Origin of the sequence: Streptomyces flaveolus, from assembly GCF_044765825.1 — a bacterium.
GTDB classification, from domain to species: Bacteria; Actinomycetota; Actinomycetes; order Streptomycetales; family Streptomycetaceae; genus Streptomyces; species Streptomyces flaveolus.
Map to the genome: position 1 here is coordinate 770,861 of NZ_JBIWKU010000002.1, position 14,923 is coordinate 785,783.

At 73.8% G+C, this 14,923-nt stretch carries 15 protein-coding genes and 3 pseudogenes; 10 read left to right on the forward strand and 8 right to left on the reverse strand.

All coding sequences use genetic code 11. The features are described from left to right. Positions 1–11: 11 nt before the first annotated feature. Positions 12–1,001 carry a LysR family transcriptional regulator gene (locus ACIRG6_RS08910; protein WP_364820545.1) on the reverse strand — a complete coding sequence of 330 codons (990 nt, stop codon included), beginning with the start codon at positions 999–1,001 and terminating at the stop codon, positions 12–14. 195 nt (positions 1,002–1,196) lie between these two features. Here ACIRG6_RS08910 and snpA point away from each other — a divergent pair, with 195 nt between their 5' ends. After that, positions 1,197–1,880 carry a snapalysin gene (gene snpA, locus ACIRG6_RS08915; protein WP_318217055.1) on the forward strand — a complete coding sequence of 228 codons (684 nt, stop codon included), beginning with the start codon at positions 1,197–1,199 and terminating at the stop codon, positions 1,878–1,880. A gap of 131 nt (positions 1,881–2,011) precedes the next feature. Beyond that, positions 2,012–2,272, forward strand: coding sequence for a hypothetical protein (locus tag ACIRG6_RS08920; RefSeq protein WP_318217056.1), 261 nt, complete (start codon positions 2,012–2,014; stop codon positions 2,270–2,272). 62 nt (positions 2,273–2,334) lie between these two features. On the opposite strand, the gene ACIRG6_RS08925 is transcribed toward ACIRG6_RS08920, so the two are convergent. Further along, on the reverse strand, positions 2,335–3,024 hold the full coding sequence (locus ACIRG6_RS08925; RefSeq protein WP_403321708.1) for an adenosylcobinamide amidohydrolase: 690 nt from the start codon (positions 3,022–3,024) through the stop codon (positions 2,335–2,337). A gap of 246 nt (positions 3,025–3,270) precedes the next feature. Here ACIRG6_RS08925 and ACIRG6_RS08930 point away from each other — a divergent pair, with 246 nt between their 5' ends. Then, a complete protein-coding gene (locus ACIRG6_RS08930; protein WP_225630638.1) occupies positions 3,271–3,621 on the forward strand; it encodes a hypothetical protein in 351 nt (116 codons plus the stop codon). A gap of 114 nt (positions 3,622–3,735) precedes the next feature. On the opposite strand, the pseudogene ACIRG6_RS08935 reads toward ACIRG6_RS08930, so the two are convergent. Further along, positions 3,736–3,967 (reverse strand): annotated as a pseudogene (locus ACIRG6_RS08935) (hemin transporter); the annotation flags it as partial. A gap of 72 nt (positions 3,968–4,039) precedes the next feature. Continuing rightward, complete coding sequence (gene nsrR, locus ACIRG6_RS08940) at positions 4,040–4,486, reverse strand: nitric oxide-sensing transcriptional repressor NsrR (RefSeq protein WP_364679396.1); 447 nt, start codon at positions 4,484–4,486, stop codon at positions 4,040–4,042. Between the two features lie 148 nt (positions 4,487–4,634). On the opposite strand from nsrR, the gene ACIRG6_RS08945 reads away from it, so the two are divergent. Continuing rightward, positions 4,635–5,066, forward strand: coding sequence for a hypothetical protein (locus tag ACIRG6_RS08945; protein ID WP_403321709.1), 432 nt, complete (start codon positions 4,635–4,637; stop codon positions 5,064–5,066). 13 nt (positions 5,067–5,079) lie between these two features. Here ACIRG6_RS08945 and ACIRG6_RS08950 read toward each other — a convergent pair whose 3' ends face one another. Both ACIRG6_RS08950 and ACIRG6_RS08955 read right to left on the reverse strand, forming a co-directional pair. Continuing rightward, positions 5,080–5,763 (reverse strand): ABC transporter ATP-binding protein, encoded by a 684-nt coding sequence (locus ACIRG6_RS08950; RefSeq protein WP_364679401.1) that lies wholly within the window; start codon positions 5,761–5,763, stop codon positions 5,080–5,082. Beyond that, positions 5,760–6,842: an ABC transporter permease gene (locus ACIRG6_RS08955; protein WP_403321711.1), complete on the reverse strand. Its 1,083-nt coding sequence runs from the start codon at positions 6,840–6,842 to the stop codon at positions 5,760–5,762. The genes ACIRG6_RS08950 and ACIRG6_RS08955 overlap by 4 nt, the downstream gene beginning before the upstream one ends. Positions 6,843–7,085: 243 nt before the next feature. Here ACIRG6_RS08955 and ACIRG6_RS08960 point away from each other — a divergent pair, with 243 nt between their 5' ends. From ACIRG6_RS08960 to ACIRG6_RS08985, 6 genes and pseudogenes are all read left to right on the forward strand, one after another. After that, on the forward strand, positions 7,086–8,252 hold the full coding sequence (locus ACIRG6_RS08960; RefSeq protein WP_364679492.1) for a sensor histidine kinase: 1,167 nt from the start codon (positions 7,086–7,088) through the stop codon (positions 8,250–8,252). Continuing rightward, positions 8,249–8,893, forward strand: a complete 645-nt coding sequence (locus tag ACIRG6_RS08965; RefSeq protein ID WP_239767633.1) for a response regulator — start codon at positions 8,249–8,251, stop codon at positions 8,891–8,893. The genes ACIRG6_RS08960 and ACIRG6_RS08965 overlap by 4 nt, the downstream gene beginning before the upstream one ends. Positions 8,894–9,161: 268 nt before the next feature. Then, positions 9,162–9,851 (forward strand): GAF and ANTAR domain-containing protein, encoded by a 690-nt coding sequence (locus ACIRG6_RS08970; protein WP_403321713.1) that lies wholly within the window; start codon positions 9,162–9,164, stop codon positions 9,849–9,851. A gap of 87 nt (positions 9,852–9,938) precedes the next feature. Then, positions 9,939–10,698 (forward strand): annotated as a pseudogene (locus tag ACIRG6_RS08975) (cytochrome P450); the annotation flags it as partial. 129 nt (positions 10,699–10,827) lie between these two features. Continuing rightward, entirely contained in the window at positions 10,828–11,229 is a 402-nt protein-coding gene (locus ACIRG6_RS08980) for a hypothetical protein (RefSeq protein ID WP_364679406.1), read from the forward strand. A 279-nt stretch (positions 11,230–11,508) separates the two neighbouring features. Continuing rightward, positions 11,509–12,309 carry a ribonuclease BN gene (locus ACIRG6_RS08985; RefSeq protein ID WP_403321714.1) on the forward strand — a complete coding sequence of 267 codons (801 nt, stop codon included), beginning with the start codon at positions 11,509–11,511 and terminating at the stop codon, positions 12,307–12,309. A gap of 103 nt (positions 12,310–12,412) precedes the next feature. On the opposite strand, the pseudogene ACIRG6_RS37725 reads toward ACIRG6_RS08985, so the two are convergent. Then, positions 12,413–13,091 (reverse strand): annotated as a pseudogene (locus ACIRG6_RS37725) (SDR family NAD(P)-dependent oxidoreductase). After that, the gene (locus ACIRG6_RS09000) at positions 13,088–14,890 is read right to left on the reverse strand and encodes a thiamine pyrophosphate-requiring protein (RefSeq protein WP_364820565.1); all 1,803 of its coding nucleotides are present in this window, start codon (positions 14,888–14,890) and stop codon (positions 13,088–13,090) included. Before ACIRG6_RS09000 ends, ACIRG6_RS37725 begins: the two are co-directional and overlap by 4 nt. Between the last annotated feature and the right edge of the window lie 33 nt (positions 14,891–14,923).

A 14,923-nucleotide genomic window follows, 5' to 3' on the forward strand; every position in this document is an offset into this window, starting at 1 on the left:
GATGGTCCGGTTCAGCGGGCGGGAACGAACTCCGCCCGGTCGGTCCCCGCTCCGGTCGCCGGTGAGCACGGGGCCACGGCGTGCGGCCGGGGACCCTCCAGCCACTCGCGGTAGACGGAGGACTGGCGGGCCACCTCCCAGTACGCCTCCTCGAGCGCGGGGTAGACCGCGTCCAGCTCGGCCCGGGTGCGGGCGGCCAGCAGCAGGCGCACGCCGAGGGGGTCGCCGTACAGGGGCCGTACCACCATGTCGGGGCGGGACTGGGAGCTGGGCTGGCAGACGGTGACGACTTCGCCGGTCGCGACGAGGGACGCGGCGGTGTGGTAGTCGCCGTGCAGGACCCGCGGGTCGAGGCCGACGGCGCGCAGCATGCGGTGCACGCCGTCCCATTCGCCGTCCACGGTGGGGTCGACCATCCACCGGTCGTCGGCGAGGTCGGTGAGGTGGACGACGGGGCGTGCCGCCGCCGGATGGTCGGCGGGCAGCATGACGAACTGGGGTTCGCGCTCGATCAGGACCCGCAGCCGCAGGCCCTCGGGGACGCGCAGCGGGCAGCCCTCCACCTCGTGCACGAAGGCGACGTCGAGCTGGCCGTCGCCGACCCTGCGCAGCAGCGCGTTGGCGGAGACGTCCATCTGGAGCGTCGGTTCCAGGCCGGGGTGTCTGAGCCGGCGCAGCCAGCCGGCGAGGGCCCGGCTCGCCGTGGAGCCGACGCGCAGCCGGCTGTCGCCGCCGGCCGCGGCGGCGCGGGCCTCGCGGACGAGGGTCCGCATGTCGGCCAGCAGCGGGCGGGCCCGGCCGAGGACGGTGCGGCCGAGCGGGGTGGGGCGGCAGCCGCTGCGTTCCCGGACGAACAGCTGCCCGCCCAGGGCCTGTTCGATGCGGCTCAGCTGGGTGCTCAACGTGGGCTGGGCGACGCCCAGTTGGCGTGCCGCCCGGTGCAGGCTGCCGGCGTCGGCGATGGCGCACAGCGCGCGAAGATGCCTCACCTCGAGCTCCATGCAGGGAGCGTAGAGCGGAACAGTTGGTTGCGCCAGGTGAACAAAACGCGGCGGAACAGGGCGAGTTCTGCACTCCGGCCGAACCTGGGTGATAGCCCGGTCCTATCGCCTGTTGCCATCATCACAGCGGGCTCATGGGCGCCTCACACTCACCGGTGACGACTTCTCCCCACTCCCCCACACAAGGAGTCATCGATGCGCATCACCCTGCCCCTGCTGTCCACCGCGGTCGGCCTCGGTCTGACCGCCGCCGTGCTCGGCACCGGCCCGGCCGCGACGGCCGCCGCTCCCCAGCCCCAGGCCCCCGCGGCGCAGGCCGGCTACCAGCCGTCGGCCGGCTCGGGCGAAGACGCCCGCGCCAACCAGGAGTTCTTCGAGGCGGTCGTCAAGTCCGTCGCCGAGAAGCGGGCGGCGAGCCCGTCCTCGGCGGCCGCCGTCACCGTCTACTACAGCACGAGAAACGCGCCCAGCTTCCGCACCCAGATATCCCGCAGCGCCCAGATCTGGAACAGCTCGGTGTCCAACGTGCGCCTCCAGGAGAGCAGCTCCGGCGCCGACTTCTCGTACTACGAGGGCAACGACTCACGCGGCTCGTACGCCTCCACGGACGGACACGGCAGCGGCTACATCTTCCTCGACTACGCGCAGAACCGGCAGTACGACTCGACCCGCGTGACCGCCCACGAGACCGGGCACGTGCTCGGCCTGCCCGACCACTACAGCGGCCCGTGCAGCGAGTTGATGTCGGGCGGCGGCCCCGGCCCGTCCTGCACCAACCCGTACCCCAACTCCACCGAGCGCAGCCGGGTGAACCAACTGTGGGCCTACGGCTTCGCGGCCGCCCTGGACAAGGCGCTGGAGAAGAGCGGACAGCGCTGAGCAGTACGTGAGGACAGTCGCGGGGACGGCCGGAGCGGGCCGTCCCCGCGCATGTGTGCCCGGGCCGCTTGCCAGACCCCCGAGGGGGTACCCGACGCCCACTCGTGAGTACTCCAGCGAAGGAGCCCTACGTGGACGGTCGGAAGGCACCAGCAGGCACCGGTCTCGGCGATCTGGAACCCGGCACACGGCAGCGCGCGCAGTTGCGCACCCGTGTCGCCGACATCTCGTGGACGGCGTTGTGCGTGGTGCTCGCGCTGTGGGCCGTCTGGAGCGCCGTCGGCGTGGCACGGGGTGCGACGGCCTGGGCGTACTGCGCCGTGGCCTGGGTGCTGCTGGCCGCGGCGCTGGCCGTGCGCGCGGCGGCGATACGGCGCAGGAACTCGCTGTAGCCGCTCGGGGCGGCCGTCGGCCGCCGAAGCCGGGTGCGGCGCGGAGGACTTGGGGCGGGGGCTCAGCCGTGTGCGGCGGCGGGCAGCGCGTCGTGCACGGCGCGGTGGACGGCCCGTGCCAACCGGGCGCCCCACTCGGAGCGGGGGCCGGCGAAGGCGTGGACCTCCCTGCCGGGCCGCGGCGCGCGGGCGGCGACGCACACGGCGTCGGTGGGGGTGCCGGAGCAGTCGAGGCCCGCTTCGACGAGTGCCTGCACCTTGGCCTCGGTGGCCGTGATGACCGCGTTGACCAGGGCGGCGTCGCTCAGGGCCACCGGCAGGGCGGCGAGGATGTTGATGGTGCCCGGCCCGGCTGTTCCCGTGCCGCCCTCCTGCGGTGCGGCCGCCCATCCCCGCACGGAGACGCCCGCGGTGACGACGGCCTCCGTGCCGCCGTCCCGTGCGCGGCCGGGGTCGCGGACGTCGGCGGCGGTCATCAGGCCCATGCCCCGGCCCTCGGCTCCGGCGGCGAGCGCCAGGTCGGCCAGGTGGCGGGCGGGATCGGTGCGTCGATAGCCGTGCGCCACCTGGGCGTTGAGGACCCACGCGCAGTCGGCGATGCCGCCGCCGAGCACGGCGCTGCCGGCCATCCGCCAGCCCGGCCCGGGCCGCCACAGCAGGGCGTGCAGCCGTTCGCCGTCCTCCACGCGGGTCAGGCGCTCCAGCTCCAGCAGACGGGGCCCGGTTCGGGGGGCGGGGAGGAGGGCGGGCACCGGTCGGGGCTCCTTGCCGGTTCGGGGACGGACCGGACGATCGTACGCGGCGGCGGTGCGCAGGCCCGCCGGGCCCTTCGGGAGGACGGTCTCGCTCCCCGCCTCACCGGGCACCCGGTGCCGCGGCACGGGGACACCGGAGCCGCCCCGTCGGCGGCGTCGCCGTCGCCGCGCATTGCGGAGCGGGTCCGGGGCACTTTCACTGAAGGCACTTCGCCATCAGGCGTCAGATCGGAGGCCACCACGATGCTGTCCCACACCCTGGAGCATGGAGTCCTCGTCATCACGGTGGATCAGGATCCGGGAATCGACGGGCGGGCCGCGCTGTCCACACACATCACGCATCTCGTCGACGCCCACCAGCCGGCTCCGGTCGTCATCGTCCTGACCGAGGAGGCCTCCAGTGGTGCCGCGGTCAGTGCCGTGCTCCGGGCCCACCAGTGGTGCGGTCGCCTCGGTGTCCTGATGAGCGTCGTCACCCACAGCGCCCCGGTCCGGCGGCTGCTGGAGAACAACGCCGACACGACCGGCCCCCGACTGGTCGTGCACGCCCGGGTCGACACCGCCATCAGCACCGCCTTCACCGCAGCGGCCTAACGCCGTCCCGCAATATGCGGGTGCCGGCGGCGGAGTCCGTCGCCGGCACCCGGTGCCGCCGGGCGTCCGTTCGCCCGGCGGTTCTCCTGCTGTCCGAGCCAGAGGTCGGGGCCGAAGACCGGGCGTCGGGACGCTCCAGCAGCATGCCGGCGAACGCCGCTATGGACCCGGCCAGTGCCTTCTGCTGCTCCCCGATGGCCTGATTTCCCCGGTTGAACAGGTCCCGCAGCAGCTCGGGGTGGGCGTCGAAGAGCTTCCGGTAGAACAGCTCGGTGATGTCACCGATGGCCGCTCCGACCGCCGGAAGGGTGGCCCGGACCACGGGGGCGGACTGTTCGGAGAGCACAACGACTCCTTGATCGGTGGATGATCTTCGTCTCTTGAGTCACGGGCCGGCACGTGCCGCCCCGTCCGCCCGTCAGCCGGACGGGCGAACCGTCAGTCCGACCAGGACCGGGCCGGTCGGCGAGGCCACCAGGTCGGCGACGGTCAGCGGGTCGAGCGCGCTGTAGAACGCCTCCTGGGCGGCGCGCAGGGCACCCCGCAGTCGGCAGGCCCCGCGCAGTGGGCACGGCGTCTCGCCCTCGCAGGCGACGACCTCGCCATCGCCCTCCAGCTCCCGGACCAGCCAGCCGACCGAGGCGTGCCGCCCCAGTTCGGTCAGTGTCAGTCCGCCGCCACGGCCGCGCCGGGCCTCCACCACACCGAGGTGCTGCAGGCGGGTGATGGCCTTCGCGGCGTGCGTGTACGGCACGCCGACGACCTCGGCCACCTCGCGGGTGGCAAGGGGGTCGTCGCCGTCCTTCAGGACCGCCAGGCGCATCACGGAACGCAGCGCCAGGTCGGTGAATTTCGTCAGCCGCACAGCCGGACCCTAACAAATACGCATGTTAGATTCCCCTTTACCTGCGGCTGGGGCCCTGTGGAGTGCGCGACTTGACGGGCCGTGCCGGGACGGCCGCCCAACGGGGCGGCGGGCGGCCGCGGTGGGACACGGCGGACGGTGACATCCGATGACAGCGGAAGACGGCGGCTCCCCCGCCCCGGCCGAGGAGGCTCCGCTCCCCCGGGTCCTGTGCGACACCGCGGAGCTCCTGGCCCTCGCCGGTGACGCGCCGACCGGCGCCCTGTGGCGGCTGGCGGAACCGGGACGCCAGCTGGACGCCAACGTCGTCCGCGTCCCCGCGTCCGGACGGGTCGGCACGCACTCCGAACCCGACCTCGACGTCCTGCTGCTCGTCCTCGACGGGGCGGCCACCCTCGTCTGCACCGACGGCGACCGCCCGCTGCGGCCGGGGCTGCTGACCTGGCTGCCGCACGGTTCGACGCGCGCCGTCCAGGCCGGGCCCGACGGCGTGACGTTTCTGACGGTCCACCGGCGCCGGCCCGGCCTGCGGATCCAGCCGCCCGGAGCCGCCGACCGGCTCCGTCCCGACGGCGTCTGAGCCGGCGGCCCGGTCAGCCGGCCGGTGCGGACACGCTCAGCCGTCCGTCCCGCACCTCGGTGACACGGTCGGCCGCGGCCAGATGGGCGTGGTCGTGGGTGACCAGCACGGTGGCGGTGGCCCGCTCGTGGGTGAGGCGGGTGATCAGGCCGACGACGGCGGCGCCCCGCTCGTGGTCGAGGGCGCTGGTGGGCTCGTCGACCAGCAGCACCCCGGGGTCGTTCATCAGGGCCCGGGCGATGTTGACGCGCTGACGCTGCCCGCCGGAGAGCTGGTGGGGGCGGCGGTCCGCCTGGTCCGCGAGGCCGACGGCGCCGAGGAGGTCCAGCGCCCGGCCCCGGGCGGCGCGGGGGCTGCGGCCGTCGATGTGGGCCATGACCTGGAGCTGTTCGGCCGCCGTGAGGGACGGCAGGAGATTGGGCTGCTGGAAGACGATCCCGATGCGGCGCCGGCGCAGGTCGGCCAGCTCGCCGCGGCTCATCGCGGCGGTGTCGGCGCCGTCGACGGTGACCGTGCCGGCGTCGGGGGTGATGAGGGTCGCCGCGACGGCCAGCAGACTGGACTTGCCGGATCCGGAGGGGCCGACGACGGCGGTGACGCTGCCGCGGGGCACGTCCAGGGTGACGCGGTCGAGGGCGGTGAGGCGGCCGTCGCCGTCGGGGTAGGTCAGGGTGATGCCGGTCAGGTGCAGGCTCATCGGGCGCTCCCCAGGGCGGTCAGCGGGTCGACGGACGTGATGCGGCGGACAGCGAGTGCCGCCCCGAGACCGCCGAGCAGGATCATCACGGCGGCCGGGACGAGGACGGTGGCGGGTGCCAGGACGAAGGGCACCGCACCGGAGACCGCGGCGCCGGTCGCGGCGGCGGCGGTGCCGACGAGGGTGCCGCCGGCCAGCAGGACGACGGCCTGCCCGAGCGCGTCGCGCAGCAGCCCGGCGGTGGTGGCGCCCAGGGCCTTCAGGACGGCGATGTCGCCGCTGCGCTGGATCGTCCACACGGTGAAGAAGGCGCCGACGACCAGGGCTGAGATGGCGAACAGGAAGCCGCGCATGAGCTGCAGGGAGCCGTTCTCGGAGGCGTAGGAGCCGATCGCGGACAGCGAGTCGTCCTTGCTGACGGTCTCGGTGCCGGCCGCCCGGTCCGTGGCCGCGAGGTCGGCGCCGGGGCCGGTGTCCAGGGCGATCACCGTCGCGGTGGGGCCGTCCGCGGCGCCGGCGGGCGGGGCGATCGCCTGCCAGGTCCGCAGGCTCGTCCACGCCACCGGGGTGTGGCTGAAGGAGACGTCGCCCTCGGCTGCGGCCACGGTCAGCCGCCGGCCGGCGACGGTGACGGTGCCACCCGGCCGGACGCCGAGTTCGTCGGCGGCGGCGGTGGACAGCACCACCGTACGGTCGTCGATCCGGTCGCCGCGGGGTGCGAGCGGGGAGCCGGGCCGGACGCCGAAGACGGACACGCCGGTGCTCCGGTCGCCCGCGCGGGCGCGGGTGGTGGCGATGCCGAGCGGCTCGGCGCCGCGGACACCGGGGGCCTCGGCCCACCGGCGCCACTGGGTCTCGGTGACGGTGGAGTCGGCGTACGACAGGTCCTGGCCGCCGCTCGGCGCGGCAAAGGCGATCCGGTCGGCGGGCAGGGACGTGACGGCGGAGACGTTCTCCCGGGCCAGGCCCGCGGTCAGTCCGGACAGCAGGCCGACCAGCAGGGTGATCAGTACGACGACGGTTCCCATCAGGGCGAACCGGCCCTTGGCGAACGTCAGGTCTCTCAAGGCGACAAACACGTCTTCGCCCGGCCTTTCGAAGCGGTGTGGTGGAGTGGACGGGGGTGTCGCCCCGGTATCGGCGACGTCTCCACCGTCGTCGTTCGGGGGCCTGCCGGGCATCGGTCCTGGGCGGGCACTTCGGGGGCCGAAGGGTGCGGGCCGGCCTCTTACTTTCGGCAGATGCCCGGCCCGCCGGGAGGTCCGTAGGCTGGGACGACCGTGAACGCGCTGACTCCCACCCCCCGCTCCCTGGCCCTGGCCATGCACCTGCTCGTGGCCGGCCTGCTCGCCCTGGTGGCGCTGCGGGCGGTGGCGGACGGCCGGCCGCACGCGCCCGCCGTCGTCGCCGTCGCCGCGGTGCTGGGCGCGGTGTACGCCGTGGGCCCCGCCCTCCCGGCGGTCAGCGCCTCCCGCCGCGCGGCGGCCCTGTGGCTGACGGCCGTCGGCGCGGTGTGGCTCGTCCTGCTGACCCTGTCGGCCGAGGCGGTGTGGCTGGCGTTCCCGCTGTACTTCGTCCAGCTCCATCTGCTGCCGCGCCGGGCCGGGCCGGCCGCGGTGCTCGGTACGGCGGTCGCGGCGATCGCGGCCTTCTCCGTCCACGAGGGCACGTTCACGGCGGCCACCGCGATCGGCCCGGCCCTCGGTGCCGCCGTCGCCGTGGCGGTGGTGTGGGGCTACCAGGCGCTGTACCGGGAGAGCGAGCAGCGCCGCCGGCTGATCGAGGAGCTCACCGCCACCCGTGCCGACCTGGCCGACGCCCAGCGTGCCGCGGGCGTCCTCGAGGAACGCGAGCGGCTGGCCCGGGAGATCCACGACACGCTCGCCCAGGGGCTGTCGAGCATCCAGTTGCTGCTGCGCGCCGCCGAGCGGGCCCTGCCCGGCCGGCCGGAGCCCGCCGTCACGTACGTGGGCCAGGCCCGGCAGGCCGCGTTGGACAATCTGGCGGAGGCCCGGCGCTTCGTCGCCGCCCTCTCCCCGCCCGCGCTGGACGACACTCCCCTGGCCGGCGCGCTGGAGCGGCTGTGCGCCACCACCGCCGACCGGCACCGGCTCGACGTGCGGTTCCGCCTTGCGGGCCCGCCCCGGCCGCTGCCCACGGCGCAGGAGGTCGCCCTGCTGCGCGTCGCCCAGTCGGGGCTGGCCAACACGGTGGGGCACGCGCGGGCCGGCACGGCCGAGGTCACCCTGAGCCACCTCCGCGACGCGGTCGTCCTGACCGTCGTGGACGACGGCGTGGGCTTCGACCCGGCTGCCGTGCGGGTGCCCGGTGCGGACGGCGGTGGCGGGTTCGGGCTGGCCGCCATGCGAGCCCGCGTGCACGCCGTCGGCGGCACGCTCACCGTCGAGTCCGCCCCCGGGCGGGGCACCGCGCTGTCCGCCCGGCTTCCCCTCACCCCCACCGACGACGACCCGGAGGACCGGCCGTGACCGAGACCGCCCCGACGCCCATCCGGCTGCTGCTCGCCGACGACCACCCTGTCGTCCGGGCGGGCCTGCGCGCGGTGCTGGAGACCGAGGAGGGCATCGCCGTGGTCGCGGAGGCGGCGACCGCGGAGGAGGCCGTCGTGCGGGCCGGACTCGGTGACGTCGACGTCGTCCTGATGGACCTCCAGTTCGGCAAGGGCATGAACGGTGCCGAGGCCACGGCCGCCATCACCGCGCGTCCGGGCGCCCCGCGGGTCCTGATCGTCACGACGTACGACACCGACGCCGACACGCTGCCCGCCATCGAGGCCGGTGCCACCGGGTACCTCCTCAAGGACGCGCCGCCGGAGGAGCTGGCCGCCGCCGTGCGCACCGCCGCGGCGGGGCGCACCACGCTCGCTCCCGCCGTCGCGGACCGGCTCATGACCCGGCTGCGCGAGCCGCACACCTCGCTGACCCGCCGCGAGACCGAGGTCCTCGTGCTGGTCGCCGAGGGGCTGTCCAACCAGCACATCGCGGGCCGGCTGCACCTGACCGAGGGCACGGTGAAGTCCCATCTGGCCCGTGTCTACGCCAAGCTGGGCGTCGACTCCCGCACGGCCGCGGTCGCCGCCGCCACCGGCCTCGGTCTCATCCGGCGCTGAGCCGTACCGGTTCAGCGCGCCTCAGTGCGCAGGCCGGGCAGTGCGGCGGCGGTGAGGGGAAGGGCGCGTCGTCCGGGTCGACGAGGACGACGGGGCAGCCGGCGGCGTGGGTGAGCGCGCCGGCCGCATTTGGATGTCACGCGGAACAAGGTGTCGCGGGGCCCCTCCCCGGGTGGCTCCCGGCGCTTTTGCATCCGCTCGTCCCCGGGCACTCCTAGAGGGTCGACCGGCGCAGTGACGCGCCGGCACGGCGGAATGGGAGGACGGCATGGACTGGCGAACGTTCGCCGAGAAGATGGCCTCGCTGGCCCGGGAGCTGCTGGCCCAGGAGTCCGTGCGCGACACGCTGGAGCGGATCACCAGCGCGGCCACCGAGCTGGTCGAGGGCTGCGACGCCGCCGGCATCCTCCTGCTGCGCGGCAGACGGGTGCAGTCGCTGGCGCCCACCGAGCAGCTGGTGATCGACAGCGACCAGCTCCAGGAACGCGCCGGGGAGGGGCCCTGCTTCGACGCCGCGCGCACCTCCGTGGGAGAGCGGCAGTTCCGGATCGCCGACTTCACCGACGTGACGGAGCGCTGGCCCACGTACGTGCCCGAGGCCCGCAAGCTGGGCCTGGGCAGCATGATGGGCATCCTGCTGTTCACCGAGGACGAGGACCTCGGCGCGCTGAACTTCTACTCCCGCCGGCCCGGGGCCTTCACCGAGGCCAGTGAGACCGCCGGCTGGCTGCTGGCCTCGCACGCCGCGGTCGCCTTCTCCAGCGCCCGCACCCAGGCGCAGTTGCAGGAGGCCATCGGCACCCGTCACACCATCGGCGAGGCCATGGGCATCCTGATGGGCAGTCACCGTCTCACCGAGGACCAGGCCTTCGCCGCGCTGCGCCGCTACTCCCAGGACCGCAACGTCAAGCTTCGCGACGTCGCCCGGCAGGTCTGCGAGCGGGGCGGCCTCCCCTGAGCCCGGTCCCCTCACGGCGCTCACGAACTCCCGTACTCTGAGCGCCCGTTGAGGCGCCGCACGGACGCCCCCTGCTCACCCGTGCCGCCGACACTGAAGGTGCTGTTCGAGAGGTTCTTCTCGACCCGGGCCCCGCCCGAGGAGGTCGTCGCCACCCTCATCGAGCCGGCCGGGATCATGGCGGAGACGGTGGCCGCGCAGCGTGCCACGCCCGGTGACGACCTGGCCAGCGCGCTGGTCCTGGCCTCCGAGGACGGCGAGCGCCTCATGGACGAGGAGATCGTCTCCACGCTCCAGCTGATGGCCGCCACGGGCCACGGGCCACGGGCCACGGGCCACGGGCCACGGGCCACGGGCCACGGGACGACGATCTCGCTGATCGTCAACGCCGTCGTCAACCTGTCCGCGCACCCGGAGCAGCGCGCCCTGGTGCTGTCCGGCGAGGCGGACTGGACCGATGTGTGTCGAGGAGACGCTGCGGTACTCGACCCCGGCCTCGCACGTCCTGATCCGCTTCGCGACCGAGGACGTCCCGGTCGGCGACCGGGTGCTGCCCGCCGGGGACGCGCTGATCGTGTCGTACGGGGCGCTGGGCCGGGACGAGGGGGCACACGGTCCGACGGCGGGCGCGTCCGGCATCACCCGCGCCTCGCGGAACCGGCACATCGCGATCGGGCCCGGCCCGCACGTGTGCCCCGGCGCGGCCCTGTCCCGCCTGGAGGCCGGTGTGGCGCTCCCCGCCCTCTACGCACGCTTCCCCTGGCTTGACCTGGCGGTACCGGCGTCCGCACTGCACAACAAGCCGGTGGTCACGCGGAACGACCTCTTCGAGCTGCCGGTCCGCCTCGCCTGGGCGGCACCTGGGGGCCGGGAGGGGCGTTTGTCCCCTTCCGATCGGGTAACTCCGGAATTCCGGACGCCGGACCGACACGGCATACGGCGTCGACGCTGCTGGGCGGTGATTCCAGGAGGCGCGATGTGGAACCGTAAGCGCAGGAAGGGCCGCCGGACCGCGCGGGCCGTTCCCATGGAGCTGTGCGATCTGTGCGCCAGGGTGTTCCCGGAGGACGAGGCCGTGCGCGGCTACGTGCCGGACTCCTCCTCCGCCCCCGCCACCAACGAATGGTTCGACGGGCTTCGGCTCATCACCGCGTGCTGCGACGACCACTTCGACGTGGTCAAGGACGGCTACCAGGACCGGCCCTTCGTGGAGGAGGAGCTCTGGGCGGCGAAGCTGACCCGGGCGCTCACCACGGGGCCGCCGGCACTCTCCATGGATCAGCTCGCGTGCCGGACGGGCCTGCACGAGCCACAGATCCGCCGCGCGATCGCCTGGCACAACGAGCAGATGCGCCAGCGGCAGCGCATGGACCCCTGACGGGTCAGGACGGTCGCGTCCCGACGGGTTCCTCGAACCGGCGCACGTGCCACTCGTCATGGAACCCGCGGGTCCCTGACAGGGCCTCGTTGCGGCCTTCACTTGCGGGATGCCCTGCTCCATCCAGCCGCGAGGACCAGGACCTCGGTCGTCCTTCGTTCGGCGGCTCCGGGCGGCGCGGACGGGTGCGCGTACCGGGGGTCACGTTTGTCCGCGGCGTCCCCGGGTCACTCAGTTCCGCATCGGCGAGCCAGTCCGAGGACCGCCCGAGGAGCACCTGTGAACCGGTACCGGCGCCCCTTCCTCCGTCTGTGGGACCGGTTGGCCGCGTCCGCGCTGGTCCGGCGCGGCCGGGAACTGGAGCTGATGCACCGGGCCATGGGCTTCGCCACGCTGGCCCTGGTCACGCTGGCGCCGCTGCTGATCGTGGTGGCCGCCGCCGATCCCCTGGGACGCGGCGGTTTCGCCTCCTGGCTGGCCGACGGCATGGGACTGTCCGGCCGGTCCGCGAAGGTACTGACCGACATCATCAGCCCGCCGACCAAGGTGGTCGGCACCACGAGCGTCTGGGGCGGTATCGCCCTCGCCGTCTTCGGTGTGTCCTTCGCGGCGAGCGTGCAGAACGGCTACGAACGCATCTGGGGTCTGCCGTCCGGCCCCTGGCATCGCGTCTGGCGGCAGCTGACCTGGATCATCGCCCTGACCGGGTACCTCTACCAGGAGGTGCAGACCCGGACCGCGTTGCACGGCTCAACCCGGATCGTGCTGTCCACGGCGACCGGCATGCTGTTCTTCTGGTGGGGTCAGCACTTCCTGCTGGGCAGCCAGATCCGTTGGCGCGACCTGCTGCCGGGAGCGCTGGCCACCATGGTGGGCCTGATCGGACTGCGCGGCTTCTCCTACCTCGTGTTCACCCCCCTGATCCTCGACAACGCGATCAATTACGGCGCGGTCGGCATCGTGCTGGTGGTGGAGTCCTGGTTCATCGGGGTCGGGTTCGTCGTCTTCGGGGGCGCGATGGTCGGCCACTGGTTCTGCGAGCACCACTGGTGGACACGCAACATCGACCGGGAGCGGTGATCCGGTTCCTCCCGCCGGGCCGTCCGGGCGGGTTCCGCGGGAGAGCACTGACGGGCCCGAAGGCCGCCGGGGTGCTCCCGCGGGGGTACGGCGTGGGGCGGCGTCAGCTGCCCGGCAGCCTGCCCCGGCCCTTCCCGCACGCGCGTGTGCCGGTGCGCACGGTCCGCCGCACCGCCTCGGAGCTGCCGGCGCGGGCGCGTCCGCCCACGCCGCCGGCCAGTGCCGCGGTGACGGCTCCGGCGGCCACCGCGGCCAGCGCGAACGGGCGGCGGTGGCGTGAAAGCCAGAACTGGAGGCTCCGGCCGTGCGACTCGTCGTCGAAGAGGCCGTGGGCGCCGTAGTCGACAGGCGCGGCGTCGTCCACCGGCTCGTAGAGGTTGACCGGCCGGGACGGGTCGACGGGGTCCTCGGTCTGCTGCGCGTCGTAGCCGGTGCGGGCCAGGCAGCGGTCGAGCAGGCCCGGGGCGAGCTTCTGCCCGAGCAGGGTCGCGACGGTGGAACCGCCGACCCAGTACTCGGTTCGCGGCGGCGTCCACCGCGTCCGGGTCGGCGACGTCCACCATCAGGGGCAGCGCCCGTCCGCCCGCCTCCCTGACCTCCTCGGCCGCCCGGCGCAGGGCGTGCTCGCCGCGGGCCGGCAGGGCCACGGCGGCGCCGCGTGCGCCGAAGGCCCGGGCCGTGGCCCGGCCGACGCCGGCGGTCGCGCCGGTCACGACCACCACCTCGGCGCGGCCCGCCCCACGACGCGGTCCGCCGCGTCCGAACCGGCCCGCGCCGGTCACTTCTTGCCCCGGCCGGGCAGGTGCTCGGCGTACTCGGTGAGCTTCTGGCGGACGCCCTTGGCGGCGATGCCGGCACGCTCGGGGTCGCGGACGGCGGCCTTGGCGGCCTTCTTGCCCTGCTCGGCCATGATGTGCGGCGGGATCGGCGCGATCTCCGCGTCGACCTTGAACTCCAGCACCACGGGCCGGTCCGAGGCGAGCGCCTGGTCCCAGGCGGCGCCGACCTTGTCGGGGTCGGTGCAGACGATGCCCTCGAGGCCGAGCAGCTCGGCGTAGGCGGCGTAGGGGACGTCCGGGATGTCCTGGGAGCCGGGGTACTTGGGATCGCCGGCCATGGCGCGCTGCTCCCAGGTGACCTGGTTGAGGTCCTGGTTGTTGAACACGCAGAAGATCAGCGGGGCGGTCCCGGAGAGCCGGTCCAGGTACCGCTTGACGGTGATCATCTCGTTCATGCCGTTCATCTGGAACGCCCCGTCGCCCACGAAGGCGATCACCGGCCGGTCCGGATACGCGAACCGTGCCGCGATGGCGTACGGAACGCCGGGGCCCATGGTCGCCAGCGTCCCGGACAGCGACGCGTGCATGCCGTCGCGGAGCTTGAGGTGCCGGGCCCACCAGTTGGTGCCGGAACCGGAGTCCGCCGTGAGGATCGCCCCGTCCGGCAGCCGCGGCGACAGCTCGGCGGCCACCGCCTGCGGGTTGATCGTGTTGCCGAAGTGCTCCCCCGCCCAGCGGTCGCACAGGTCGTTCCACTCGCGGACGTCCTTCTCGATCTTCTTCCGCCAGCCGCGGTCCTCCTTGCGCCGCAGCAGCGGCAGCAGCGCCCTCAGCGTCTCCTTGGAGTCGCCGACGAGGTGGGCCTCCATCGGGTAGCGGATGCCGATCATGCGCCCGTCGATGTCGATCTCCACGCCTCGGGCCTGGCCCTCGTCCGGCAGCCACTCCGCGTACGGGAAGCTGGTGCCGACCATCAGCAGGGTGTCGCAGTCCTGCATCATGTTGTCGCTGGCCTTGCTGCCCAGCAGACCGATCGGACCGGTGACGAACGGCAGGTCGTCGGGGAGGACCTCGCGGCCGAGCAGGGCCTTGGCGACGCCGGCGCCGAGGAGTTCGGCCACCTCGATCACCTCGTCCTCGGCCTTCGCGGCGCCCTGGCCGACGAGCATGGCGACCTTCTCGCCCGCGTTGAGGACGTCGGCCGCCTTGCGCAGCTCGTCCGGATCGGGAAGGACGCGCGGCCGGCTCCAGCCGACGCTGGAGAAGACCGAGCCGTGCGTCTTCGGCGGGGAGGGCACCGCGTCCTCCTCCTGCACGTCGTTCGGAATGATGATCGTGGCCACGCCCCGCGTGGTCAGCGCCGTCTTGAACGCCCGGTCGACCACGTGCCGGGCCTGACCCGGATGTACCACCATCTGGCAGTACTCCGACACATCCGCGAACAGCTGGTCCAGGGCGATCTCCTGCTGGTAGTGGGTGCCCAGCGACAACCGCTTCTGCTGACCCACCACCGCCACCACCGGCTGATGATCGAGCTTCGCGTCGTACAGGCCGTTCAGCAGATGCACCGCACCCGGCCCGGACGTCGCCACACAGCAGCCCACCTCACCGGTGAACTTGGCATGCGCGCAGGCCATGAACGCGGCCATCTCCTCATGCCGCGCCTGAATGAACTCCGGACTGCCCTGCGCCCGGTCGAACGCGCCGAGCAGACCGTTGATGCCGTCACCCGGATAGCCGAAGACCCTCTCGACACCCCACTCCCGCAGGCGCTGAAGTACGAAGTCGGCAACTTGAGTCATGGGCACTCCCGGAAGCGCGTGAAGGACAAGGTG